Raw genomic sequence first — 23046 nt, 5'->3', positions numbered from 1 at the left:
GCTAAGACGATTGTGATTGCAGCGCGATCGGAGACACAGTTCATCAGGAGTCATAAGGAATAAAGGCTATGCGTAAAGGTAGTGATGTGATTGGTAAAGTAGTCGTTACTTACGACACAGGGCTAAAAATCGAACGCATTCGAGATTTGATCTTTGACCAAGACAACAACCAAATCTTGGGTTTTTTGGTTCAAGAGAAGGGTGTCTTTCACGATGCAAAAGTGATCCCTCTGGAAGAAGTGCTGGCGATCGGTGCTGATGCGGTTGTTGTTAGCTCTGAAGAATCGGTATCCAGAGCCCACAAGCATCCTGAAATCAAAGCCATTTTAAGTCATAACAATGTGCTCAAAGGCACTAAGATTCTTACGACTGATGGACTCGATCTCGGTACGTTGGTCGATCTTTTCTTTGATAATCGCTCTGGTGCTGTTGCCGGTTACGAGTCATCCGGTGGTCTGTTCTCCGATGTATATTCGGGTCGATCGTTTGTGCCTGCACCAAAAGCACTGAAAATTGGACATGACGTGGCCTTTGTCCCACCAGAGACGGCTGAATTGATGCGAGAGCAAGTCGGTGGACTAAGAGGTAGTGTGCAAGCCGTTGGTGAAAAGCTTCAGGAGTCAGCTGATACGGCAAACCGTAAACTGCATGAAACGGCTGATGTGGCTAGTCGCAGGCTGCAAGAAACGGCTGAAGCCGCTAGCATAAGGCTCCAAGAGGCCGGGATAGCTGCCAATGCAGCGCTTCAAACCTCTGGCGACGCGGCGTCTCATAAGCTGCAAGAAGCGGGCGGTAAGTTCCAAGACTTCGATCGTGGCGCTACCGCGACTCTGACGAACCAGCTTGTCGATCCGGCTGAGCAACGGCTCTTTGTAGTTGGTCGGCGTACAGAGCGTGACGTATTCACGCCAGAAAACACGATTCTTTTGCTGCAAGGTCAAGAGGTCACGCTGGATAGCGTCGAGCGGGCAGAGCAACTAGGACTGTTGAGTGAGCTTTATGTTGCAACAGGCGGTAGTTTGACTGAGCCCTTGAGCCGCAATGTGCAGCAGACGGCAACCATGGTCGGTGAACGCATTCAAGGCACCACTCAACGTGCCACTGATAGCCTGCGCCGTTCGGCCGCTGCTACCGCCGCACGCACTGCGATCGATCAGGCACTCGGTCGTCGAGTGTCACAGACAGTGCGCACTCCAGATGGGTTTATCATTGCTGCGCCGGGACAGATTGTGACGCCTACAGTGATTAACGATGCCAAAGTCTATGGGAAAGACGTTGCTTTGTTGAACGCAGTCGGTCTAGCACCAGCAGAGGCGGTTCGTGCTAGCGCCGATGAAGCCTGGTTAGACGGTCGATCGCAGCTACGTGACCAGACAGCGTTAGCGCAAGCAAACCTGAACAACTTCTGGCAAACGCTGCAACAGAAGGCTCAAGAACTGCAAGGACGAAGCGCTCGTGCGATCAAGCAGCAACGCATTGAGCAAGCACTCGGACGTCCTGTGACACGTGTCATTCTCGATCCGCAGGATAACGTCATTTTGAATGTGGGTGAATTGATTACCCATCGTGCGGTCAGGCTTGCGGATGACGGTGGTGTTTTAAACGTTCTTCTTGGTTCTGTTTATATGAAAGAGCCCACGATCGACGATCGAGAACTACGCGCCTCTGAACATGGCACCGCAGCGTTAGAGCCTCATGCTCAACTGCATCGGTTGCAAGAGCAGGCACACGCTATCAGCTAAGGAACACGCATCTAAATAACTCCGGCATTTCTTGTAGGGGCGCACAACCGTGCGCCCCTACCTGCAAACAATGTGTCGATTTTATTTAATCCACGATCCCAGGGGTTAGGCGCAGAAGTAAAATACCACTCAACCACGACTTCTGGTAGGGGCATTGCATTGCATGCCCCTACTACCTGTCTGCTCATTGAGCGTTAAGCCTAGGGGCCGTTCCTTTGGGGGAAGGATGGCGGTCAAATCTTTTGCAAGATTCCGGGCGATCGCAATCTTCCAAGCGTTTCACACCCCGTACAAAACATGGCTGTCGTTAGTTCAGCGATCAGAATATCGACTAACTCGTAAAGCGCGTCTTCGGATGCATGAGCCGCTTGCAGAAAGGGAAACGCCATACCTACGAGGTCAGCACCCAGCGCGATCGCCTTTGCCGCGTCCAACCCATCGCGCAAGCCACCCGATGCGATTAAAGGAATTTGAGGCGCGATCGCTCTTACCTGAGTAAGGCATTCAGCCGTGGGTAGCCCCCAGTCTGCAAAGGTTCTGCCCAGACGACGCTGACGCTGATCGGTGGCGCGCTCACTTTCGACCAGCGCCCAGGAGGTGCCGCCCGCTCCAGCCACGTCGATCGCGGCGACTCCAGCTTCAATAAGCCTTGTTGCCATTGCCGCTGAAATACCATTGCCAACCTCCTTTGCAATCACAGGGACAGGTAGTGTTTGACAAAGCAAGGTAATCTTTTCGAGTAAACCCCGAAAATTTGTGTCACCGCTGGTTTGCACACATTCTTGCAGAGGGTTGAGATGCAGAATCAGGGCATCGGCTTCCAGTGTCTCTACTGCTCGACGGCACTCATCCAACCCGTAGCGGTAGTTAAGCTGCACCGCACCGAGATTCGCAAACAAAGGAATCGTGGGAGCGATCGCCCGCACAGCAAACGTAGCCACAACGGTAGGGTCTTCAACAGCAACACGCTGTGAACCTACACCCATCGCTAGCTGATACTGTTGGGCAACCGCCGCCAATCTCTGATTGATGGTTTTTGCTAGCTCTGTGCCACCCGTCATCGAGGAGATCAGGAACGGTGCGCCCAGCGGTTTGCCCAGGAACGAACTGGCTAGGCTGATATCGTGGCGATCGATCTCTGGCAAGCAGGCATGAGTAAACCGATAGCGCTCCAGTCCATTCGTCACGTGACGACACTGCACATTCTCATCCAGGCAAATGCGGAGATGATCAGCTTTACGGATATGGGTTTCCATAGATACGGGTGTAGGGGATGGGGATTGGGGTAATTTTGAGCTTTAAGTTAACGTTGACTCCTGCCTCCTACTGTGGCTTCATCTCACATTCTTTCCCCTACACCCTAATTAACTCCACACCATCACGCCCATCGACTTCCTGAAGATAAACCTTGACCTGTTCTTCTTTGGCAGTTGGTAGCTGTTTACCAATAAAGTCGGGATGAATGGGGACTTCGCGGTGACCCCGATCGACCAGTACAACCAACCGAATCACCTCTGGTCTGCCGTAATCGTTTACTGCATTGAGGGCGGCGCGGATCGTACGCCCCTTAAAGATGACATCATCTACCAGAACCACAGTTTTGCCAGAGAGGTCAAAGGAAATTTCCGTTTTGGCTGGTGTGCGAATGCCGATCGTATCCAGGTCGTCGCGATAAAAGGTAATGTCGATAGCGCCCACTGGCACCGTCACCTGCTCCAGCGTCTCAATTTGCCGTGCCAGCATGTGCGCTAGATTGACACCCCGTGTATAAATGCCCAAAAGCACCAGCTTCGAGAGATCCGATCGTTCTATAACCTGAGAGGCCAGTCGCGTGACCGTCCGGCGCACCTCTTCTGCCGACAGAATTTCGATCACTTCTGTAGCCATGCCCTACCCTTCATCCTTCGACTGTACCGCTTTGACAATGCGCGATAATTCACTCTTTTCATCAACCGAAATACGGGTGGGTGAGCCACTAATAATGCGTTCAAAGTTGCGGAAAGAGTCTTTGATTTCGGGGCCATGTTCGCTGATGGTGTATTCGCGAATGCCCTTATCGTGCCAGGAACCGCGCATCTTAAACACGTTGATTGCGCGTGCCATTTCACCGCGAATTTCGACATACTGCAACATCAAAATCGTGTCGGTAATCGTAGAAATATGGGAATCCGTAATGGAGTGCGATCCCATAAATTGGTCAGACGTATTGGTAAAAAAGCCGGTAATTTCTTCTTGTTTTGCAAACCCAGTGACGCCAATGACAAACTGGCGGAAAGCGTTGTTGCTCACGCCACGAGCAAGAGCAGAAAGGGAATCGATCGCAATACGAGATGGTTTAAACTCAGCAATTTCGGTCTTGATAATTTGCAGATGATCTTCTAAGCCCGCCGATTCAGGGTAGGCGCAGATGATTCTGAGCACCCCTTTTTGCTCCAGTTCTTCGAAATCAATGCCCCAGGAATAGGCGTTGCGAGACAGCTGCGCGCGCGACTCTTCATAGGCAAACAAGATGGCACGATCGCCCCGTTGACAAGCATCTTGCAAAAATTTGCTAACCATCATCGTTTTACCTGTACCCGTTGCTCCCGTAGCCAGGATAATCGAGTCTTTAAAGAAGCCGCCACCGCACATTTCGTCCAGTGTTTTAACCCCAGAGGAGACTCGTACATTGGACGATCGCTGCGTCAGGCGCATTGCGCCTAGCGGAAAGATATTAATGCCATTGTTCGTAATCGTGAAGGGGTATTCACCCTTCATATGGGTCGTTCCGCGCAGTTTGAGAATCTCGATCGTGCGGCGGCGACGTTCCCCTTCCAGTACGTTACGAATAATCACCACGTTATCTGAGACAAATTCTTCGACACCAAAGCGTGCTACGGGGCCATACTCTTCGACTCGTTCTGTCGTCATCAACGTGGTTGCACCCACTTGTTTTAAGCGAGCGACCAGGCGAAAAATTTCACGTCGCACCACACCAGCCGAATCGTATTGCTGAAAAACAGCCGTCACTGAGTCGATGGAAACCCGTTTCGCTTTATATTTACGAATCGCGTACTGAATGCGCTCAATGAGTGCGGATAGATCAAAATTGCCAGCGACATCTTGACCTTCTGGATCAGGCGACGCATCTAAGATAAAGAGTTTGCCTTCGTTGATGAACTTTTGCAAATCCCAACCGAAACTAAAGGCATTCTTGATGATATCCGCAGGCGATTCTTCAAAGGTGACAAAGATGCCTGATTCGTCAAAATCAACAATACTGTGATACAAAAACTGAATCGCTAACAACGTTTTGCCGGTACCCGATGTGCCGCTAATAAGTGTTGTACGACCTGTGGGTAACCCACCGTGGCTAATGTCGTCAAACCCCTCGATCATGGTGCGTATTTTTTGCACACCAGGAATATTATATTCGCCGTTTGGTAAATTTTGATTCAGTTCGTTCATGAGAGAGATTTTATGAGGAAGCGTATAAATTTGGTCAGTGGTTCAGCCGTTTTACCATACCCAGTACGATATATGGTTATCAATTGGTTTATTTTTATTCTGGCAGTTCAAAGGTCTCATCTCGTAGTTCTTCATATAGAAGATCGAGCCCAATCAGCACTTTTTCACGATCGGATAAATCACCAATAATCTTGCGTACAGGTGGTGGCAAAATTTTAGACAGCGTTGGAGTGGCTAAAATTTTATCCTCTTCAGCAAGCTGAGGGTTTTTCAAAACATCAATGACTTTCAGCGCATAAACACCCTGAAAGTCTTTCTCAAGAATCTCGTTTAACACTTTTAGCGCCCGAATTGAGCTTGGCGTATTTCCAGCAACGTAGAGCTTGAGGATGTAGGTTTTTTTAAGAGAACTCATAACACGGGTTCATAAACACATAAGCCTGGGTTGATGCTCGCTCATTCTAGTGCGATCGCTCCATAAAAGAAGCAGAGTCTGCATCATGTTTTTGCAATCATCGCTTCATTTCACGCTTCTCTCGGCACAGAACGTCGATACATTTCGCATAAGTGCGCGATCGTATCAATGAGTGTCAAGCGATAATCCAGCAGAATATCATCGCTGCGCCCCTCTAATTTTAACTGCTTCGCAAATTCATCCATCAAATCCATATGGATTTCCACTACTTGCGATGTGGCTATATCAGCAAAAAAAGCAGAGTTAACAAATTCATCAATAAGCTGATTGAGAGTGCTATCTTCTCCAAAGTAGTGTAGAACAATCTCACGGTACTCACTACGGAGTTGCTCCAATGTTTCTTCTCGCTGTGCCGCCGGCATATAGCGAAAGAAATTGCGTGGATTCCGTTTGTAGTAAACGCTAAGGTAGCCTAACCGCTCTTTCAGTTTGTCGGAGAGTCGTCGCTGCTGCAGCATCAGGAAGTTCTGGGCGGTCATGTTGGTCGCCAAATCCACAGTCGAAAGGGTGTTACTGAGGCGACAGGTTGGTGAGAGATGGAGGAACTGATTGATTGCCCGCTCAATCGAGTCGCCGATGGTGTTAAATTGCTCGGTCGTGATCCACACTTCGGCGGTGTGATAAGCGAACTCAAGACCAAGATGATCGATGGCTTGAGCCACGATTGCGGTCTCTAATGAAACGGTTTGGCTGCTCTCAGAAGCGTGCTCCGCGTCAGGACTGGCAGCCGCTGTTATGACTACGGCTGGGAGCAGCGTTGCTTGACCGTGCAGGCGATGGGCAAATTGCAGTAGAGCCGGAGTTCCATGCAGAATCAGGCAATCGAGGCGCTGCTTTTCTTGCTCAACAAAGGCGAAGAAATCATTGCCTGATGTCATCAAAGTCACAGCGTGGCGATCGTGATCGAGCCGCTGCGAAAGCGACTGCGTCAACGGTTCCGACTCAAGGAAAACGCCGATCGAAAGCTTAGGACGTTGAGGGGTGGACGTAGAATGGTACAAAACGGTCTAAAACCTAACATGTTAAAAGACAAATTTATTGAAGCAATCAGTTTAAAGCGTCTACTGCAAACGCACTAGAAAGCTTTAATTTTTATTAAGATTTTAGCACTCAATTAACTATAGTTACAAACAAGTAGATACTGACTCTGTCATCCCGATCCGACGCCATAATGAAGTTTAGCTTTTGATGTGGATCGATGAAGTCAGACCACACCCGCTTTTACAATGAATCTCTGATCTCAATCCTGCTTTTGGCTCAAATCTGTAAGGTTGTTCCACACGCAGCGTTTCAATCATTCCGCTAAGCCGTTGCGCCTGCTGGCAATTGCCCGTTGCAGCGTTGCCTGCTTTGTATCACCGTTTTCACAGGCAAGCGTTGTATGGTTTTAAGCATTCCTTGTCTCCAAGCCTTTATTGAACCTGCACCGTGTTGCCTGGTCACTGCTCGCTTGACGGAAGCGTTAGCAGTTTTGGGGCAGTCAGTTGGCGCCACGACAAAAGCAGGGTATGACCGCTTGGTACTGCTCGATGAGCAACACCAAGCGATCGGCTGGGTGAGTGCGCAGCAGTTGCTCCATTATCTGGTTGGCTCTGGGTTGCTGAAACACTTGTCCACGCCATCGGACGATCATCAGGAAGTTGCTGTCGATCTGCCACTGCTGGAGATTACGCCCTCGATTGTAGAACCACTGTTAGTGTTAGCGGCTGATTTGCCCATTGATGCCTTCTTGCCGCATTTACAACAACAGCCTCATGCTTGTTGTGCGCTGGTCAACGCTGAGGGTCACTTTTTGGGCTTGCTCGATCGCTCACGCCTGCTGCAATTTTTAACGGCGCATCCCACCCTATTAAAGGCAGCGCATGTCGACACTGCAACAGTGCCAGTTGAGCCGCCTGTACCCGCTCGTTTACCCCTAAACCCGTTCTTGCGTGAGCTACTAGAGCACTTGCCACTGCCAGTCATGCTGCAAACCCGTGATGGGGAGGTGCTGGCGCAAAACTCCATCTGGCGTACCCAGATTAGTGAACTACTCGATCCCGCCTGGCTGCGGCAGGAGGTTGCCTCACTCCTGGAGATGCCGGTCGAACCAGCTGTGGTGGTGGCGAAGCAGCCTGATCAGGCGTTATGGTCGTTTTCAGAGCCATCCTCTATGAGCGTGGCTCAGCGTGAAGCCTGGGCTGCCCAATCGGTGATACCGCCCATTGCTTTAGACGCTGTGACTGAAGCAACCAGACCCGAAAGACATTACTTCAGTGATGACAACTTGAGTAATGACAACCTGAGTGATGCCAACGCAGATGGGTCATTCTCGCCCCTGGGGGCAAGTGCGTGCCAGCTAGGATCGAAGCCAGGCACCTGTATCTGCGTCTGCCCCCTTAAGGGTGGGCGAGAACAAGTTTTACAATTTGTGAGCATTCCGCTGGGCACGCTCTCCTCTCAGTCGGCACTGGCGTTGGGCGATCGGGCTCAAACCTTTGCCACCGCTGTCGAAACACAATTTAGCCATGACTCGGATTCCCCGTCTCAATTATTTCGGCTGGCTGCCTTGCTATCAACCATCCACGGCGGGACTCCTGCAGCGCCAACACAGAGCGATCGCAATCGGGGTGAGGTCAATCTAGACCGAGCACCTGCCTCTGAGGGCCTACCGCCGGCCTCTGACGCGTCGGCCTCTGAAGAACTCTGGCTGATTTTGGCGCAGGATGTAACCGAGCAGCAGCAGCTTGCCCGGGAACTCACGGCCAAAAATGCTGACTTGGTTCAACTTAATCGTCTCAAAGATGAATTCCTCGCCTGTATTAGCCATGAACTACGAACCCCGCTAACAGCCATATTGGGGCTGTCTAGTTTGCTCAAAGATCAGACGTTGGGTGCGCTAAACCCGCGCCAGGTTCACTATGCCCAGCTCATTTACCAGAGTGGTCGCCATCTGATGGCGGTCGTGAACGATATCCTTGACCTGACTCGGATAGAAACGGGGCAGCTAGAGCTCGTTTTAGAGCCAGTCAATCTGGCTACGGTCTGTCGGCGCGCCTTTGAGCAGGCACAACAGCTGCAGCTCCAGGAACAGAGTCAGACGGAGTCGGAGGCTGTGCAGCCAGCGTTTTCGCTGGCTCTAGAACCTGGGTTGGGGCTGTTAATTGCTGATGAACAGCGCCTCCGCCAGATGCTCGTCCATTTGCTCTCCAATGCGCTTAAGTTCACAGAATCCCATGACCCGATCGGGCTGAAAGTGAGTCGATGGGGTGGCTGGATTGCGCTGACTGTCTGGGATACCGGTATTGGCATCCCGGCTGAAAAACAGCATTTGATTTTCCAAAAATTTCAGCAGTTAGAAAATCCTCTGACACGACGTTTTGAAGGTACAGGCCTGGGGCTGGTGCTAACGCAACGCTTGGCACGGCTGCACGGTGGTGATGTAACCTTTATCTCCAAAGAAGGAGAGGGCAGTCAGTTTACGATTCTGCTGCCGCCCAATTCACCACAAACTTACGACGCGCACAATGCTTCTACTCAGCCTTCCCTACTTGAAGAATCATTGGGAAGCAACGCTGGTGTGCGATCGCACAACGCACAACGCACGACGCCTCACACCGCAGCAGGTGGAATGCCGCCATCGCCGACGGGGGAGTATGCGCTAGGGGTCTCTGCTTCACAGCGCAGTCAGCTTGTGCTCATTGTGGAAGCGGTGCCCCAGTTGATTGAGGCGCTTTCTGATGGGTTATCGGGGTTGGGCTACCGCGTTGTGATTGCTCGCTCAGGGACTGAAGCGTTAGAGAAGGCGCGTCGTCTGCAACCTTGCATCATTTTTCTCAATCCATTGCTGCCGTTGCTCTCTGGTTGGGATGTGCTAACCCTACTGAAGTCGAGCTTAGAAACCCAACAGATTCCGGTTGTGGTCATGGCGACCAAGGTTGATGAAGAACAAGCGCGTCAACGGCAGGCAGATAGCTTGCTTAGCTTACCCATTCAACCGAGAGCGCTTCAAAAATGTCTTCAGCAGCTGGTTGTTGCAAGGCAAGAAACAAAATTGAATCCGCTTCCTACGGCTGCTCTCACTGTTTTACGGCTTAGCCCTGGCGTTTGGGCAAGCCATGATCGACCCATACCTGTGGCTGATTTAACGGTGTTGTTGCATGTCTGCCAATACCGAATCTTAGAGGCAGATGATCTGGAACAAGCAGAGTTGCTGGCACGCGTCTGGAAGCCAAATGTGGTTTTGCTGGACGGCGCGTTAGCCGATGGGTGCGCCTACTTTCGACAGTATTGCCGACATATCTTTCTCGCGTCGTTACCGCTAGTGACGATCGATCAAGCGACCTCTCAAGCAGCCAATCAGGCGCAGGGGTTACTCGTCTTTCCGTGTTTATCCACACCGGGTGCGATGACTTCGCTCGATGCAGACGTCACAACCTCGGCACTTTTACAGGTGATCCAGATTGCTGCTGGGTATGCATGGCGACCCTTAGTGCTGGCGCTAGACGCCCTCACGCTTCCCGTGTCGTTGGAAACGCAAATGCCTCACAACCCATCTGAGCGTGCCCTAGATAGCTTTCCTAAAGAAACGGAGTGGTTGCAGGCATTGATACAATACCTGCATACAGCAGATTTGCGTGGTTTGGTTGGACGCTCCTGGCAAGAAGTGCTACAACAGCTAGACTCTCATAGCGTCGATGTTTTGCTTATCTGTTGGACAGATGCGATCGCCCAATCGTTTACAACATCCATGCTTGTGTCGCTTCAGCAATTACAGAAACGGCCACCCATACTGGTGCTAGACCACCGCAGCCATCATGCAGTAGAGGCCTCAGACGCGATCGCATCGCTGCCAGAAGCACTCAGGCAACTTGCGACTCAAGTGTTGCCTGCTTCACTACCCATGACAGCCCTCTTGCACCAAATTCATCAGGCGATCAAAACGAGCAAGCCTTAAAAAGCTGTGGTCGCAACCATACGATCGCGACCTGTAGTAGCAGTCATTTATCGACAAGGGCAAGCCTGACAAACGAACGGTTAGGTTCACTTACTGGTAGATGATGTTTTGCCGACGATGAATCCAGCAATGTAATCACTATTGTCGAGTGCCAGAGTATTAGCTTCCCGGGTATCAATACTCTTACCAGACTCATCGGTCTTCGTCGCATAAGGGTTCGTAAACTTACAGCTCGCGCCATCCGCAACGCATTTCGCGCCATCTGTGTAGCCTTGACGCCAAGCAGAGGAAGGGGTAGGCGGAGCGTCTTCATCAGCCCTCGCTTGCAGAGCGGGCACAGTCAGCAGGGCAAACGTAACCGAGGCGGCGAGCGCACAATATAAAGGTTTCATAGATTACCGTCGTAGGGGCCTATTTACTTTCATTCCCAGGATAATCGTGAGATCCGTAAATTCCCTATGAAGATTTTGTGAAAGCTCTTAAAGCATCTGTAATTTTACTGAAACAGAAAGCGCGGTCGATCGCGCGCAAAGTGGTTGCCCATCGTTTCTGTTTATCTGACAGAGGACGCTGAAGGTTCACTTAGGTGATGCGCACGATCGACCAGAAAGCAATTTTACACGGCCTGGAAGTAAGCCTCTAACGCTTCGGAACCGCCAATCAGCTTGCCATCGATAAAGACCTGGGGCACAGTCGTGGCGCTTGCTACAGCGAGCAGCGAACGGGTTGTAAAATCTTCACCCAAAACCAGTTCTTCATAGTCCAAACTGTGCTCTTTAAGCATTGTTTTTGCTTTGGCACAGAAGGGGCAGCCAACTTTGGTAAAGATCGTGACACATTTGGGCTTGGCTGCTTCAGGATTGATGTAGCGCAGCATCGTGTCAGCATCCGAGACCTTAAACGGATCGCCCGGTTCTTCTGGTTCGATGAACATTTTGTCAACGACGCGATCTTTCACCAGCATGGAATAGCGCCACGATCGCTTGCCAAAGCCCAGATCCGTTTTGTCTACCAACAGACCCATGCCGTCGGTAAACTCACCATTGCCATCGGGCATCAGCTTGATGCTGTCGGCTTCCTGATCCTTGGCCCATTCATTCATCACAAAGGTGTCATTGACAGACATACAAATAATGTCATCCACACCGTTGTCTTTAAACGTCTTCGCTAAAGCGTTGTAGCCAGGAAGATGAGTCGAAGAGCAGGTCGGCGTAAACGCTCCTGGTAGTGAAAAAACAATGACGGTCTTGCCAGCAAACAACTCATCAGTCGTTACATCGACCCACTCGTTATGCTGACGCGTCCGAAACGTCACGGTGGGGATGGTTTGTCCTTCTCGATTAGGCAACATAAATTTAGCTCTCTGAAATGAAGATAGTCTGGCAGTGAATAGACATTGCAGTCTTACCAACACGCTACACCCCGACCCGGTTTTAGGGATGCTGTGTCGGAGACTTATTAAGTCGTACTCGTTATGAGTATGATACATTAATTGTCCGCGCGGTGGGTTGCTTACCGTCCGTCAACCCTCGGCAAAATCCGTCATCATAGAGAAGAATCTGCCCCCTCTTCAGTCGATCGCAGCGAATTCTTATGGCACAGTTTCAGATTCAAGCCCCCTTCGAGCCCACTGGCGACCAGCCCAAGGCTATTAAAGGTTTGATTAAGAGTATTCAGTCAGGCAACCACTATCAGACGCTACGCGGTGCAACGGGCACCGGAAAAACACATACGATGGCTCGCGTGATCGAGCAACTCGGTAGACCGACCTTGGTGCTGGCACACAACAAAACGTTGGCGGCGCAGCTTTGCAATGAGTTGCGCGAGTTCTTCCCTGACAATGCGGTTGAGTACTTCATCAGCTATTACGACTACTACCAGCCAGAAGCCTATATTCCTGTAACGGATACCTATATCGAAAAGACGGCGTCGATTAACGAAGAGATCGATATGTTGCGGCACTCGGCAACGCGATCGCTCTTCGAGCGACGGGACGTCATTGTGGTTGCGTCCATTAGCTGCATCTATGGTCTGGGGATTCCATCAGAATATTTGAAAGCCTCCATTCCCCTGCGCGTGGGTGAAGAGATGAATCCCCGTCAAATCATTCGCGATCTCGTCTCTGTGCAATACACTCGCAATGATTTGGATCTGGGTCGGGGAAAGTTCCGCGTTAAGGGCGATGTGCTGGAGATTGGGCCCGCCTACGAAGATCGGATCATTCGCGTGGAGTTTTTTGGCGACGAAATTGACGCGATTCGCTATATCGATCCGGTGACGGGCGGCACACTGCAAAGTATGGACGGCGTCAATATCTACCCCGCTCGCCACTTTGTGACTCCGGAGGAGCGCTTGCAGGTCGCTTGTGATGCGATCGAGCAAGAACTGAAAGCCCGTTTGATCGACCTGGAAAAAGACGGCAAACTGCTAGAAGCACAGCGCCTAGAGCAGCGCACCCGCTACGACCTGGAAGTGTTGCGCGAAGTGGGCTTCTGCAACGGTGTGGAAAACTATTCGCGCCATCTGGCAGGACGCGAAGCAGGTTCGCCCTCCGAATGCCTCCTCGACTATTTCCCGAAAGACTGGCTGCTGGTCATTGACGAATCGCACGTCTCGATTCCGCAACTGCGCGGCATGTATAACGGCGACCAGGCGCGCAAGAAAGTGCTGATCGAGCACGGCTTCCGGTTGCCCAGCGCTGCTGATAACCGCCCCCTCAAAGCCGAAGAATTCTGGAGCAAAGTGAACCAGTGCGTCTTCGTTTCTGCCACGCCGGGCGAGTGGGAGCTAGACCAGTCTGGCGGTAAGTTTGAGAGCGAAACTGAAGCGGGCAAAAAGGGCTACATACAGGGCACAGGGAATGTTGTCGAGCAAATCATCCGACCGACAGGGGTGCTTGATCCCGAAATCTTTGTCCGTCCCACAACAGGACAGGTGGATGATCTGCTGCACGAAATTCAAGAGCGCCTTCCCTTACAGGAGCGTGTTCTCGTCACAACACTGACGAAGCGTATGGCGGAAGATCTGACGGAGTACTTCCAGGAACGTGGCGTGAGAGTGCGCTACTTGCATTCGGAAATTAACTCGATCGAGCGTATTGAAATCCTCCAAGATCTCCGTAACGGTGAATTTGATGTCTTGATTGGGGTCAACCTGCTGCGGGAAGGGCTGGACTTACCCGAAGTTTCTCTCGTCGCCATTTTGGACGCAGACAAGGAAGGGTTTTTGCGTGCAGAGCGATCGCTCATTCAGACGATCGGACGTGCCGCTCGTCACGTGAAAGGAAAAGCCATTCTCTATGGCGACAACCTGACCGACAGCATGGCAAAAGCCATCAGCGAAACGGAACGTCGCCGCGCGATCCAGAGCGAACATAACGAGAAACATGGCATTACGCCGACCTCCATTATCAAACGCACCAACAACTCGATCCTGACGTTTCTGGATGTGTCTCGTCGTTTGAATGCTCAAGAGCTAGAGCAAGTCTACGAACATTCGCAGGATTTACCGCTCGAAAACATTCCCGATTTGATTGTGCAACTCGAAACTCAGATGAAAGACGCAGCGAAAAAAATGGAGTTTGAAGAAGCGGCAAAATATCGCGATCGCATTAAACATCTCCGCGACAAACTCCTCGGTCGGTAATGATGGTGGGCGATCGTTCTAACCCTGAAACTGGCTGCTAAAGCGACTAAAAAAGTCGATCGTCAAAGATGGTGCCCCAGACTGGACTATCTCTGCTGATTAGGGGAAGAGTCTGTAAATTTCTCTGCGATGAGCCATTCTTTCACAAAGCAGCGTTTGGGTTTCTTTGGTAACGGTAATGCCAATGCGGTAGTCACCCACCCGAATTTTATACTTGTCAGCGTAGCCCTTCATCTTCTGTAAGTATCCCAACTCAAACGGATTGTCTGACTCCAGTTCTTGAAAGACAATCGGTTCTACACGAGCTTGAATCTCAGAAGGCATCGCAGCAAGGTCTTTTAAGAATCGTTTAGTATACTCAACTGTCCACATGCTGCTCTTTTAGCGATCGATAGTATGCCAACGCATCAACCTTAGAAAGGCGCTCACTATCCTCTGTCGCTTCCATAAGTTTGACTAAGCCAAAGTCTTCGAGAATTTCTTCAATGTGCTCAAAATCGGCGATCGCAATCTGCACCGCGATCGGGTGTTGATTTTCATCGAAAACATAGTGCTTACGGATTTCAAGCATCCTTATTCCTCTCTAGGAGCGATCGCTCTTCTATTTTGCCATCCATCATCATTTTGCGCTTTCTACCAGGAAGTGACGGCATTCAATTAATTGTTGAGTAGTTGTGATCGTCCCACCCCAAACGCGATCGCCCTCCCCTACCTAACTGTAAAACCGTTTGTCAAGACCTGCAAAAAAGGCGATCGCCGTTCCCCACCCGATCGCTCCTTCACTTCTTGCTGGTGATGCGTTTAGCGATCGGCTCATGCGGCATCGATAGACCATTTAATAGGTTAGAAATGAAATATCCGATCGCTGAACTCCTTTCATGACCGAAAAGAAACCAGAAGAATCGTCTAAGCAAGCCTCCATTCCTGACCAACTGGCAGAATTGGCGGTGAAGATCCTCAAGCCTGGTGGCGTGGGAGTGGGTGGTGCCTATGGACTCTGGCTGCTTGTGAGTGAACACAAAGCGGCAGAGGCGATCGCCTCCGCTCTGATCGGGTTTTGCCTGTCCTATGCTGGGAATTTTCTAGGAGAAATTCATAAGGGCAATCAGCGACGTTTGCAGGGAGCAGGGAAAGCAATCGACACCACGATCGACCACACCATTGAACAATGGTTTACCAGGGCAACCCGTGCCGAAGATGCCTATTTGATTACTCAAGCGCTCGATTGCCGCGACTATAAACCAGAAGGCATGGGTGCCCGCGATCGCATCTTTATTCCCCAGTTGCAAGATGTTTTTGTGCCCCTGGAATTAGATGCCAGCGCCATTGCGCCGGGATTGCAGCCACGCGATCGGCGAACCATCGAAGCGTTGCAGGAGCTTAAAATCTGGGATTTTCTGAAAAGGGCAAACCAGCAGCCTGCCTATCGTCAACTGGCGATCGTTGCCTGGGGTGGGTTTGGCAAAACAACGTTGCTCAAGCACCTTGCGTTTATGTATGGCACAAAGCAACACCGTCAATTCAAAGTGCCGTCGCTGATTCCGGTGCTGTTGCCGTTACGCAACTATCGATCGCTCTTCACGCAGGAGAAACCACCCGATTTGCCCTCACTGATCATGCAGCACCACGTCACCCAGTTAGCCGAGATGAACCCACGGCTCCAAAGGCTTCCTGCCAACTGGTTTCTGGAGGTGCTGAAAAACGGCGATGCGCTGGTGATGATGGATGGCTTTGACGAGATTCCAGAAAGCGAACGACCTGCGCTGAGCCGTTGGATTACCACACAGATGAGACGGTTCGATCGCTCGGTGTTTATCCTCACCTCTCGTCCCACAGCCTATAAAGAAGACTTTGCCGAACCGCTGCGGACAAAAATCTGGGTGCGACCACTGAAGCCCAGCCAGCAAGAGGCATTTGTGCGCCAGTGGTATCGCTGCCAGGAACGGCTCGATCGCGGCGGACGCGATACACCCGAAGTCGAGCGCGAGGCAACTCGCAACGCTGACAATTTGCTGAGCCAGATTCGCAATGTCGATCGCCCCGAACTGGCAGACTTAGCCAAAAACCCGCTGCTGCTAAACCTGTTAGCCACCTACCACCGCAGCGATCCAGGGGTGGAGCTACCGCGTCAACGAGCCGAACTGTACCAGGATATTTGCACCCTGCAACTCCGCAAGCGACCGACTGCCCGTAACATCGAACTGTCGTTAGCCTGGGAAGACCGTCAAAACGTGCTGCAAGCCGTTGCCCTGACGATGATGCAACGCACCCTCAAGCTGATTCCAGAGGCAGAACTGGTGCCATTGGTGGCACAGACGCTGAAGACACAAGGACAGTCCATCGCGCCAGAAGCACTGCTCAAACAACTCATTGACGTGAGTGAATTGATGGTGCGCCAAGGCTTAGAAGGCTGCGAGTTTGCTCACCTGAGCTTTCAGGAGTTTCTGGCGGCAAAACAGATCAAAGATTTGCAGCAGGAAGGCTTACTCTATCCCCATTTGCAGGCTGCCAGCACCAACGGCACTGACCCGTGGTGGCGACAGACCATTTTGCTCTACGCCGCCCAGACTGACCCCACCCGTTTGATTCAGGAAGCCATCACGCAAGACGCAAACGACCTTGCTTATGCCTGCTATCAAGAAACCCGCCGCACCCTCAAGCCCGAACTCCAGGCTACACTCCAGGCACTCAAACCCGCGCTCCAAGCCTCTCGCTATGCAACGTTGGAAGACCTGCTAAAGACCCAGCAGTGGCGCAACGCCGATAAAGAAACCTTGCGGCTCATGCTGACGACGGTGGGCAAGGACGAGGGGCAATACCTTGATGCCGACGATCTAAAAAACTTTCCCTGCGACGACCTGCGAACGCTGGATCAACTCTGGGTGAAGTATAGTCACGGGAAATGGGGCTTTAGCGTCCAAAAGCGAATCTGGCAAGAATGCGGTAGCCCGATGGATTACAATGACGATTGGGAACGGTTTGGCGATCGCGTCGGTTGGCGCAAGGATGACGACTGGGTGAACTACGGCGACTTCACCTTTAATCTTGATAAATCTCCCGTCGGAGAATTTCCGGGGTGTGTGGTGGTGGGTTTGCGGGTGTGGGGCGGCTTCTCTTCTCTCGCACAGAGACTTGTGAACTGTAGCACATCACAGTCCTAGGCATTTTTTAAAGTTTGTAAACGTTCAGTTTTTACACGGTTTATCGTCCTTTCAGCGTTTCGTTACCTGGCACCAGCAACCGGGTTTTTTAAGGTAAGCTGCCATCCCCTCCCCATCGAGTGACAGAAACCCGGTTTCTTAAGCTCACGGCGGCTCAAACTTAAGGCTGGCAATCTTTGGGTCATAGCAGTTTGCCAACACAAACTTCTCCGCCACCTTGCGGATTGCTTCCGTCGGGGCATTCCAGTCATCCCACAGAGATTGCTGCCCCGGACTCGGTTTTTGCTTCAGCCGACTGCGTGCCTTCATCTGCGCCAGCAGTTTACTCCCCCAATGGTTCCGTTTTTCAGGCTTGGGCTTGGGCTTATATTTTTGGCAAAATTTGCGATACGCCGCTGCACAAAGCTCAAGCGAAACCCCCAACGCCAGAAACGCCGGATGCCATTGCGTGATGCCATCATCAGTCAACCGCTCATAGGTGCCGTAGTTGCTGTAGTCATAGAAAAACCCTTGCTGCATATTTGCCGCTTTAGGGTTTGCGTGAATGTAGCGCAAGGTGTTTAAGGCTCGACGTTGATCATGCACTGGAAACGCCGTGCTGTGATAACGCTTCTCCCAAAAGTGTCCGGTTCGATTCAGCATCCGGTTAAAGCACATTGCTGTGTACCAGTTGAGCCAGTGCATGATACGGGGTAGGTCTTCCGGTTGCTTTGGCTCCAGCAGGTAATGTACATGGTTGCTCATGATGCAGAGCGCATAGAGCTTAAAGCCATAGTTTGCCTGACACGCCTGGATCGCATACAGCAACACCTCACGGCATTCATCACGCATCAGGCGAAACTCGCGATTATTGCAGCGAACGGTAACGTGGTAGCAGTATCCGGCTTTCAGTTGACGCAGTTGACGAGGCACCCTCTAGACTCCACGCGGCTTTCTCTCATCGTGCGCGTCTGGCAGTTGGGGTTTCAACCCTGTTGTTTCGGGGATAGCGCCTTTCTAGCGTTTCGTTACCTGGCACCTAGACCTACCCTGATGCGGCACAGCGAAAGCCAGCAAGGATTTCGCGGACGTGGGGATGATACCAGTTACGAAAGGCACAGCGCATGGATGATGGCTGTGTTGCCCAACTGCCACCTTTCAGCACGCGATGCTGTCCGTCAAAATAGGCTTCCGAGTAGCCGCGATAGGGGTATGCTTCAAAACCGGCGTAGCGATCGAACCAGGTCGCCGTCCATTCCCACACATTGCCCAACATGTCGTAGCAGCCAAACGGACTGATACCTGTGGGATACGCATCTACAGGAGTGGTGTGACCGATCGCATGATTGCAATTACAGTCGTCCTCGTTTGGAGCCACGTCGCCCCAGGGATAGGTTTGGCGTTGCAGGGCGATCGAGTTCCAACTTGCGCCTTTTTCCCACTCCACTTCGGTTGGCAGGCGCTTACCCACAAACCGCGCATAGGCATCCGCTTCGTACCAATTGACTCCGCAAACGGGGTGATGGGCGCGATCGCTCGAATCAGACCAATACAGCGGTTGCGTCACCTGAGCCAACTGCAGCCACTCCCAGCCTTCTGCCGACCACCAGCGCGAGTTTTGATAGCCGCCTGCTGCCATGAATTGTTGGTACTGCTCACACGTCACGGGAGTGCGATCGAGCCAGTACGTCTCCACATACACCCGATGCACCGGACGTTCGTTGTCTAGCGCATCAATGGAGCTGTTGCCACACTCAAAGGAACCTGCGGGAATGCAGAGCATGAGGGTGGGGTGTGGGGTGTGGGGTGTGGGGTGTGGGGTGTGGGGGAGAGTTTTGTTCGCGTAGCGACTCCGTAGCTTTTGCTTCTCGAAGGATAGGAGTAATTTTGAATTTTGAGTTTTGAGTTGATTACTAAAGGTATTCGGCTGACCGCTGACCGCTGACTCCTGACCGCTGACTCCTGACCGCTCCTTCTTAATCAACTCCAACACCAGTGCGATCGTCTCTCCATGCTGGCTTTCGTGTTGCACTAACCAGCGCCAGAGGCGTTCTTGCTCATCTAGTGGTGCCGTTTCTAGAGAGGCGAAAACAGCAGTCCGAACGGTTTGCAGATACGTTTGCACTTCAGCAAGGTCAGGTAGGTAGACGCGTTCGGCTTTTGGGAGAGTATCGGCGGCAAACAAACGCCGATACTCTGGGAACTGAGGCGGAAGTCCGGCAGTGTGCTCTAAAAGCCAGAGTGCTTCGGTGTAGGCGATGTGGCCGAGATGCCAGCCGATCGGGCTGAAGTCTGGGTGGGCGTGCTGGCAGAAGGTGTCGTAGTCAACGGTTTGGAAGAGTGCTAGGGTGACGCAGCGGCAGGCTTCCATGCGCTGCTTAATCTGCTGACGTTGGTCTTGTAGTGAATCTGATGAAGCAGGGAGATGCGATCGCCCATCAGCGCGATCGGGGTTGGTGCGATCGGCGTTGGACAAAACATCAGATGGGATGGCTTTGGATATCGAGGTCATGGCTTACAGTGAGGAGGCTGTGTTCAGGGCAAGCAATCCAGTTGCCTGCAAATAACGGCTCAGAAGCAATCAGCACGGCTTGCGGAAACAGTGGATCGTCGCGTAACCAGTAAAGCGATGGTGTGGTGGAACGATTTGCGCAACGTGAGGCCACTAATTGCTGCCCATCACTAATCACTAAATTGGCAGAAAATCCGGTTTGATACTGCTGCCCCAGGTGAGATAACGTTGTGAGCGTTTTGTGTAGGGCATCGGCTAACGAGAGCGTCGGATTCGCATCCAGCGTATCGGTCAGCAACGCGAAGATGTGCTCCGAGTCGGTACCACCACCGATCGACTGATAGGCCGCATCGCTTAGGCGCTCACGGATGGGTCGATAGAGCGTTTGCCGGAAGTTTTCGATGTAGCCATTATGGACGCCTAAAATGAGACCACGCTGAAACGGCTGACAATTGCTGAGATCGATCGGCTGACCAGGCGTCGCGCTGCGGACATTCGCGAGGACACAGCCCGACTCAATATAGCGACTGAGGCTAGCCAGGTTCACGTCGCTCCAAATCGGCAGCGTATTTTTGTAGGTGAAGGGTTCAACAGTTTGCTGTGGATGATACCAACCGATGCCAAACCCATCCGCATTGAGCAACCCAGCGGTCATTTCACGCGGCTGATAGCTCTGCACAACCAGCGAATGTTCAGGCTTCGTTAACAGACGATCGACCTGCACTGGTAAGCCAAGATAACCCATTAAGCGACACATTTAGGTAAGCACCTTCTGACCAGGATGTGTAAGGATTGTAACGAGGAATGAGGCACCGTCGCACTAACGTTGTGTTAGCACCGTTGCTTTTGCTCTATTCCGATGCAGGTCATCGTTTGCATCATGGTTCTGTCTTCACTAGGTGGTTGATGTTCGCTCAACTTGTTTTTGCCTTGCTTATCTTGACATCGGTTGGACTCAACACACTTGGGCAGACATTGCTCAAGCTTGGGTCAGGACAGAATCCGCTGAATCTCTACTTGTTAGGGGGTATCACTGCCTATGCCCTAAGCACAATTTTTTATGTTTTGGTGCTGGGCAAAGTCAATTTATCGATCGCCTACCCGTTTGTGATTGGGTTGACGATGATTGCCACCACAATTTGCGGCGCGGTGATACTGAGAGAAAAGATTTTCACCCTGCATTGGATTGGCCTTGGGCTAATGTTGAGCGGCCTTTCGGCGATCGCGCTTGCCAAAGCCTCTTCCTCATAAGGCGTTGGCATACAAAGTCTTCAGCCATGCCCATTCTTGAGCCAACCCTTCTGCAAGCGTCACTTGTGGCTGATAACCCAGGATCCGGCGCGCTTTCGAGACATCGGCAGCGGTATGACGAGCGTCGCCAGCAGCTGGCTGCATCGTTTCACGACGGAGCGGTTGACCGACAATCGACTCGATCGTATCAAGTATTTCAGTCAGCACGACGCGACTGCCGCCGCCAATGTTGAACACTTCGCCGATCGCGTCTGGAACAGCTGCGGCTGCCAGGTTGGCCGCGACCGCGTCGCTTACAAACGTAAAATCTCGGGTTTGCTGCCCATCACCATAGACGGCGATCGCTTGCTTCTCTACAACCGCTTTAAAAAACTTGTGAAAGGCCATATCCGGTCGCTGCCGGGGGCCATACACCGTAAAGTAGCGCAAAGCGGTAATCGGTACGCCAAAATTGCGATGGTAAAGAAGACATAAGCGTTCCGCTGCCAGTTTGGTAATGCCGTAGGGCGAAACGGGTTGGGGACAGATCGATTCGTGGGTCGGCAACGTTTCCGCATCGCCATAGACCGACGAAGACGAGGCAAAGACCAACCGCTTGAGTTGTTTTGCGTCTTTTGCCGCTTCTAACAGTGTTTGGGTCGCGTTAATATTCCGTTCGGTGTAGATACGAAACCCACTTCCCCAACTGGCACGAACTCCAGCCTGTGCCGCCTGGTGATAAACCACATCGACAGTCGACAACAGCGCAGACCAGTCTACCTGCTGTATGTCTGCTTCCACCAGTTGAAAGGCGGGATGGTTCATTAAATGAGCAACGTTTTTGCGCTTGAGGGTTGGGTCGTAATAATCGTTAAAGTGATCAATCCCAATGACGCGATCGCCCCGACTCAGCAAGGCGTCTGTCAAATTAGACCCAATAAAACCCGCTACACCTGTAACCAGATTAATAGTCATGCCGTCTCAATTAATTCACGCTGTGAAACTCTACTAAAGCAGCCGCCTTGCACTTCACCTAGTCGCTTGTGACAGTCAGCAAGGCGCACTTTTAGCAACCCTTAAAAGGCGTTAGTTAGGGTTCTGCTTCCAGCTTGACTGCAGTATATTGCCGATTAGTCTCATCGCAGCTTTGGTTGCAGTGGCGACATTCGCTTGGATTCGTGCAATTAGGGCAGCCTCGAAAAAAGCGTTCTATATCTTCAACATCTAGTGCCGCCCCACCATCAGAGGACTTGTAACATTTAATCTCAAAGGCATCAACCTGCAGTGAGCCTTTGTGTGTTGCGTAACACTCTCCGTACTTAGGGCTGAAGTCTAGCGTGAGGGACTGCCAGCGAACGGCTTCGAGTAATTTTTCTGAAAGTTTTGTCATCGGCGATCGACCTTAGTAACGTTGCTATGGAAGCAACCTATGCATTTAACGGTGTGCACTCAATGCCTCAATGTATCGGCAGAACCTTGCGGAGCCGCACATCAAAGGATTAGCCTGTCGCCAACAGAGGGTCACTGATTACTGCGTAGACTCATCTTAGCTGCCAAAGCTAAAACAAGGTTTTTATCCGAAAACAAATACTCTTCCCCTTGCGTCTCCGGCGTCCTCTACCCCTACCCCCTATGCCCCTCCGCCTTGCATACCATTCCTGAAGGGGGATGGCTTTTATCGATGGGGCAGATAAAATTCTGCTTAGCAGATGTGAAGTCAAATAGCGCTCGATTGGTAGGACAGGTTCGGTAATCTCTACCATGTCTAGCGGTGAAACCTCTCTAGACAAAACGTAAAGTTTCTATTAGATTCTTGGCTAAGCTTTATTATCTGTTGAACTTTTTAACCTGGATTTTGCGCTTGCCTTATAAAGCCGTTGATTGAACTGACTAAACGTGTGTTCGAAGGCAAATTAGCG

At 51.6% G+C, this 23046-nt stretch carries 19 protein-coding genes; 5 read left to right on the top strand and 14 right to left on the bottom strand.

Annotation, left to right across the window (positions count from 1 at the left end):
* The first annotated feature begins 68 nt into the window (after positions 1–68).
* Positions 69–1742 carry a PRC-barrel domain-containing protein gene (locus tag C7B82_RS15355; protein ID WP_106257168.1) on the top strand — a complete coding sequence of 558 codons (1674 nt, stop codon included), beginning with the start codon at positions 69–71 and terminating at the stop codon, positions 1740–1742.
* Positions 1743–1975: 233 nt separating this feature from the next.
* Here the strand turns inward: C7B82_RS15355 and fni are convergent, their stop codons facing one another.
* The 5 genes from fni to C7B82_RS15330 form a co-directional block, all read right to left on the bottom strand.
* Positions 1976–2998 carry a type 2 isopentenyl-diphosphate Delta-isomerase gene (gene fni, locus C7B82_RS15350; protein WP_106257167.1) on the bottom strand — a complete coding sequence of 341 codons (1023 nt, stop codon included), beginning with the start codon at positions 2996–2998 and terminating at the stop codon, positions 1976–1978.
* A gap of 97 nt (positions 2999–3095) precedes the next feature.
* On the bottom strand, positions 3096–3629 hold the full coding sequence (gene pyrR, locus C7B82_RS15345; protein WP_106257166.1) for a bifunctional pyr operon transcriptional regulator/uracil phosphoribosyltransferase PyrR: 534 nt from the start codon (positions 3627–3629) through the stop codon (positions 3096–3098).
* A gap of 3 nt (positions 3630–3632) precedes the next feature.
* Positions 3633–5189, bottom strand: a complete 1557-nt coding sequence (kaiC, locus tag C7B82_RS15340) for a circadian clock protein KaiC (protein ID WP_106257165.1) — start codon at positions 5187–5189, stop codon at positions 3633–3635.
* Positions 5190–5283: 94 nt separating this feature from the next.
* Positions 5284–5604, bottom strand: coding sequence for a circadian clock protein KaiB (gene kaiB / locus C7B82_RS15335; RefSeq protein WP_106257164.1), 321 nt, complete (start codon positions 5602–5604; stop codon positions 5284–5286).
* A 110-nt stretch (positions 5605–5714) separates the two neighbouring features.
* Positions 5715–6665: a circadian clock protein KaiA gene (locus C7B82_RS15330; protein WP_245939915.1), complete on the bottom strand. Its 951-nt coding sequence runs from the start codon at positions 6663–6665 to the stop codon at positions 5715–5717.
* A gap of 380 nt (positions 6666–7045) precedes the next feature.
* On the opposite strand from C7B82_RS15330, the gene C7B82_RS15325 reads away from it, so the two are divergent.
* Positions 7046–10600 (top strand): ATP-binding response regulator, encoded by a 3555-nt coding sequence (locus tag C7B82_RS15325; RefSeq protein ID WP_106257162.1) that lies wholly within the window; start codon positions 7046–7048, stop codon positions 10598–10600.
* An 86-nt stretch (positions 10601–10686) separates the two neighbouring features.
* On the opposite strand, the gene C7B82_RS15320 is transcribed toward C7B82_RS15325, so the two are convergent.
* Positions 10687–10992, bottom strand: a complete 306-nt coding sequence (locus C7B82_RS15320; RefSeq protein ID WP_106257161.1) for a hypothetical protein — start codon at positions 10990–10992, stop codon at positions 10687–10689.
* A 224-nt stretch (positions 10993–11216) separates the two neighbouring features.
* A complete protein-coding gene (locus tag C7B82_RS15315) occupies positions 11217–11951 on the bottom strand; it encodes a glutathione peroxidase (protein ID WP_106257160.1) in 735 nt (244 codons plus the stop codon).
* Positions 11952–12193: 242 nt separating this feature from the next.
* On the opposite strand from C7B82_RS15315, the gene uvrB reads away from it, so the two are divergent.
* Positions 12194–14245, top strand: coding sequence for an excinuclease ABC subunit UvrB (gene uvrB, locus C7B82_RS15310; RefSeq protein ID WP_106257159.1), 2052 nt, complete (start codon positions 12194–12196; stop codon positions 14243–14245).
* A gap of 99 nt (positions 14246–14344) precedes the next feature.
* Here the strand turns inward: uvrB and C7B82_RS15305 are convergent, their stop codons facing one another.
* A complete protein-coding gene (locus C7B82_RS15305) occupies positions 14345–14569 on the bottom strand; it encodes a type II toxin-antitoxin system RelE family toxin (RefSeq protein WP_245939914.1) in 225 nt (74 codons plus the stop codon).
* A 34-nt stretch (positions 14570–14603) separates the two neighbouring features.
* Positions 14604–14816 carry a hypothetical protein gene (locus tag C7B82_RS15300; RefSeq protein WP_106257157.1) on the bottom strand — a complete coding sequence of 71 codons (213 nt, stop codon included), beginning with the start codon at positions 14814–14816 and terminating at the stop codon, positions 14604–14606.
* Between the two features lie 307 nt (positions 14817–15123).
* Between C7B82_RS15300 and C7B82_RS15295 the strand changes: the two genes are divergently transcribed.
* A complete protein-coding gene (locus tag C7B82_RS15295; RefSeq protein ID WP_106257156.1) occupies positions 15124–17406 on the top strand; it encodes a GUN4 domain-containing protein in 2283 nt (760 codons plus the stop codon).
* 144 nt (positions 17407–17550) lie between these two features.
* Here the strand turns inward: C7B82_RS15295 and C7B82_RS15290 are convergent, their stop codons facing one another.
* The 3 genes from C7B82_RS15290 to egtC all read right to left on the bottom strand — a co-directional run bounded on the left by C7B82_RS15290 (position 17551) and on the right by egtC (position 20654).
* Positions 17551–18318 carry a transposase gene (locus C7B82_RS15290; protein WP_106257155.1) on the bottom strand — a complete coding sequence of 256 codons (768 nt, stop codon included), beginning with the start codon at positions 18316–18318 and terminating at the stop codon, positions 17551–17553.
* 112 nt (positions 18319–18430) lie between these two features.
* A complete protein-coding gene (locus tag C7B82_RS15285; RefSeq protein ID WP_245939913.1) occupies positions 18431–19897 on the bottom strand; it encodes an SUMF1/EgtB/PvdO family nonheme iron enzyme in 1467 nt (488 codons plus the stop codon).
* Positions 19866–20654 carry an ergothioneine biosynthesis protein EgtC gene (gene egtC, locus C7B82_RS15280; RefSeq protein WP_106257154.1) on the bottom strand — a complete coding sequence of 263 codons (789 nt, stop codon included), beginning with the start codon at positions 20652–20654 and terminating at the stop codon, positions 19866–19868. Before egtC ends, C7B82_RS15285 begins: the two co-directional genes overlap by 32 nt.
* 149 nt (positions 20655–20803) lie before the next feature.
* Here egtC and C7B82_RS15275 point away from each other — a divergent pair, with 149 nt between their 5' ends.
* Positions 20804–21148: an SMR family transporter gene (locus C7B82_RS15275; RefSeq protein ID WP_106257318.1), complete on the top strand. Its 345-nt coding sequence runs from the start codon at positions 20804–20806 to the stop codon at positions 21146–21148.
* Here C7B82_RS15275 and C7B82_RS15270 read toward each other — a convergent pair.
* Positions 21143–22102, bottom strand: coding sequence for an NAD-dependent epimerase/dehydratase family protein (locus tag C7B82_RS15270; protein ID WP_106257153.1), 960 nt, complete (start codon positions 22100–22102; stop codon positions 21143–21145). The genes C7B82_RS15275 and C7B82_RS15270 overlap by 6 nt on opposite strands.
* A gap of 115 nt (positions 22103–22217) precedes the next feature.
* Positions 22218–22517 (bottom strand): hypothetical protein, encoded by a 300-nt coding sequence (locus tag C7B82_RS15265; RefSeq protein WP_106257152.1) that lies wholly within the window; start codon positions 22515–22517, stop codon positions 22218–22220.
* Positions 22518–23046 lie beyond the last annotated feature (529 nt).

The organism is Stenomitos frigidus ULC18 (genome assembly GCF_003003795.1).
GTDB classification, from domain to species: domain Bacteria; phylum Cyanobacteriota; class Cyanobacteriia; order Leptolyngbyales; family Leptolyngbyaceae; genus Stenomitos; species Stenomitos frigidus_A.
The sequence above is the reverse complement of the archived record's forward strand: the minus strand, read 5'-3'. Positions and strand labels throughout refer to the sequence as shown.

What these genes read in the sequence shown, in the direction of transcription:
- kaiC (WP_106257165.1), bottom strand. Translation starts at nt 5,189, where the DNA reads ATGAACGAACTGAATCAAAATTTACCAAACGGCGAATATAATATTCCT.
- C7B82_RS15355 (WP_106257168.1), top strand. Translation starts at nt 69, where the DNA reads ATGCGTAAAGGTAGTGATGTGATTGGTAAAGTAGTCGTTACTTACGAC.
- C7B82_RS15305 (WP_245939914.1), bottom strand. Translation starts at nt 14,569, where the DNA reads ATGCCTTCTGAGATTCAAGCTCGTGTAGAACCGATTGTCTTTCAAGAA.
- C7B82_RS15275 (WP_106257318.1), top strand. Translation starts at nt 20,804, where the DNA reads ATGTTCGCTCAACTTGTTTTTGCCTTGCTTATCTTGACATCGGTTGGA.
- kaiB (WP_106257164.1), bottom strand. Translation starts at nt 5,604, where the DNA reads ATGAGTTCTCTTAAAAAAACCTACATCCTCAAGCTCTACGTTGCTGGA.
- C7B82_RS15325 (WP_106257162.1), top strand. Translation starts at nt 7,046, where the DNA reads ATGGTTTTAAGCATTCCTTGTCTCCAAGCCTTTATTGAACCTGCACCG.
- C7B82_RS15300 (WP_106257157.1), bottom strand. Translation starts at nt 14,816, where the DNA reads ATGCTTGAAATCCGTAAGCACTATGTTTTCGATGAAAATCAACACCCG.
- C7B82_RS15285 (WP_245939913.1), bottom strand. Translation starts at nt 19,897, where the DNA reads ATGACCTCGATATCCAAAGCCATCCCATCTGATGTTTTGTCCAACGCC.
- C7B82_RS15265 (WP_106257152.1), bottom strand. Translation starts at nt 22,517, where the DNA reads ATGACAAAACTTTCAGAAAAATTACTCGAAGCCGTTCGCTGGCAGTCC.
- egtC (WP_106257154.1), bottom strand. Translation starts at nt 20,654, where the DNA reads ATGTGTCGCTTAATGGGTTATCTTGGCTTACCAGTGCAGGTCGATCGT.
- fni (WP_106257167.1), bottom strand. Translation starts at nt 2,998, where the DNA reads ATGGAAACCCATATCCGTAAAGCTGATCATCTCCGCATTTGCCTGGAT.
- uvrB (WP_106257159.1), top strand. Translation starts at nt 12,194, where the DNA reads ATGGCACAGTTTCAGATTCAAGCCCCCTTCGAGCCCACTGGCGACCAG.
- C7B82_RS15315 (WP_106257160.1), bottom strand. Translation starts at nt 11,951, where the DNA reads ATGTTGCCTAATCGAGAAGGACAAACCATCCCCACCGTGACGTTTCGG.
- C7B82_RS15320 (WP_106257161.1), bottom strand. Translation starts at nt 10,992, where the DNA reads ATGAAACCTTTATATTGTGCGCTCGCCGCCTCGGTTACGTTTGCCCTG.
- C7B82_RS15295 (WP_106257156.1), top strand. Translation starts at nt 15,124, where the DNA reads ATGACCGAAAAGAAACCAGAAGAATCGTCTAAGCAAGCCTCCATTCCT.
- C7B82_RS15270 (WP_106257153.1), bottom strand. Translation starts at nt 22,102, where the DNA reads ATGACTATTAATCTGGTTACAGGTGTAGCGGGTTTTATTGGGTCTAAT.
- pyrR (WP_106257166.1), bottom strand. Translation starts at nt 3,629, where the DNA reads ATGGCTACAGAAGTGATCGAAATTCTGTCGGCAGAAGAGGTGCGCCGG.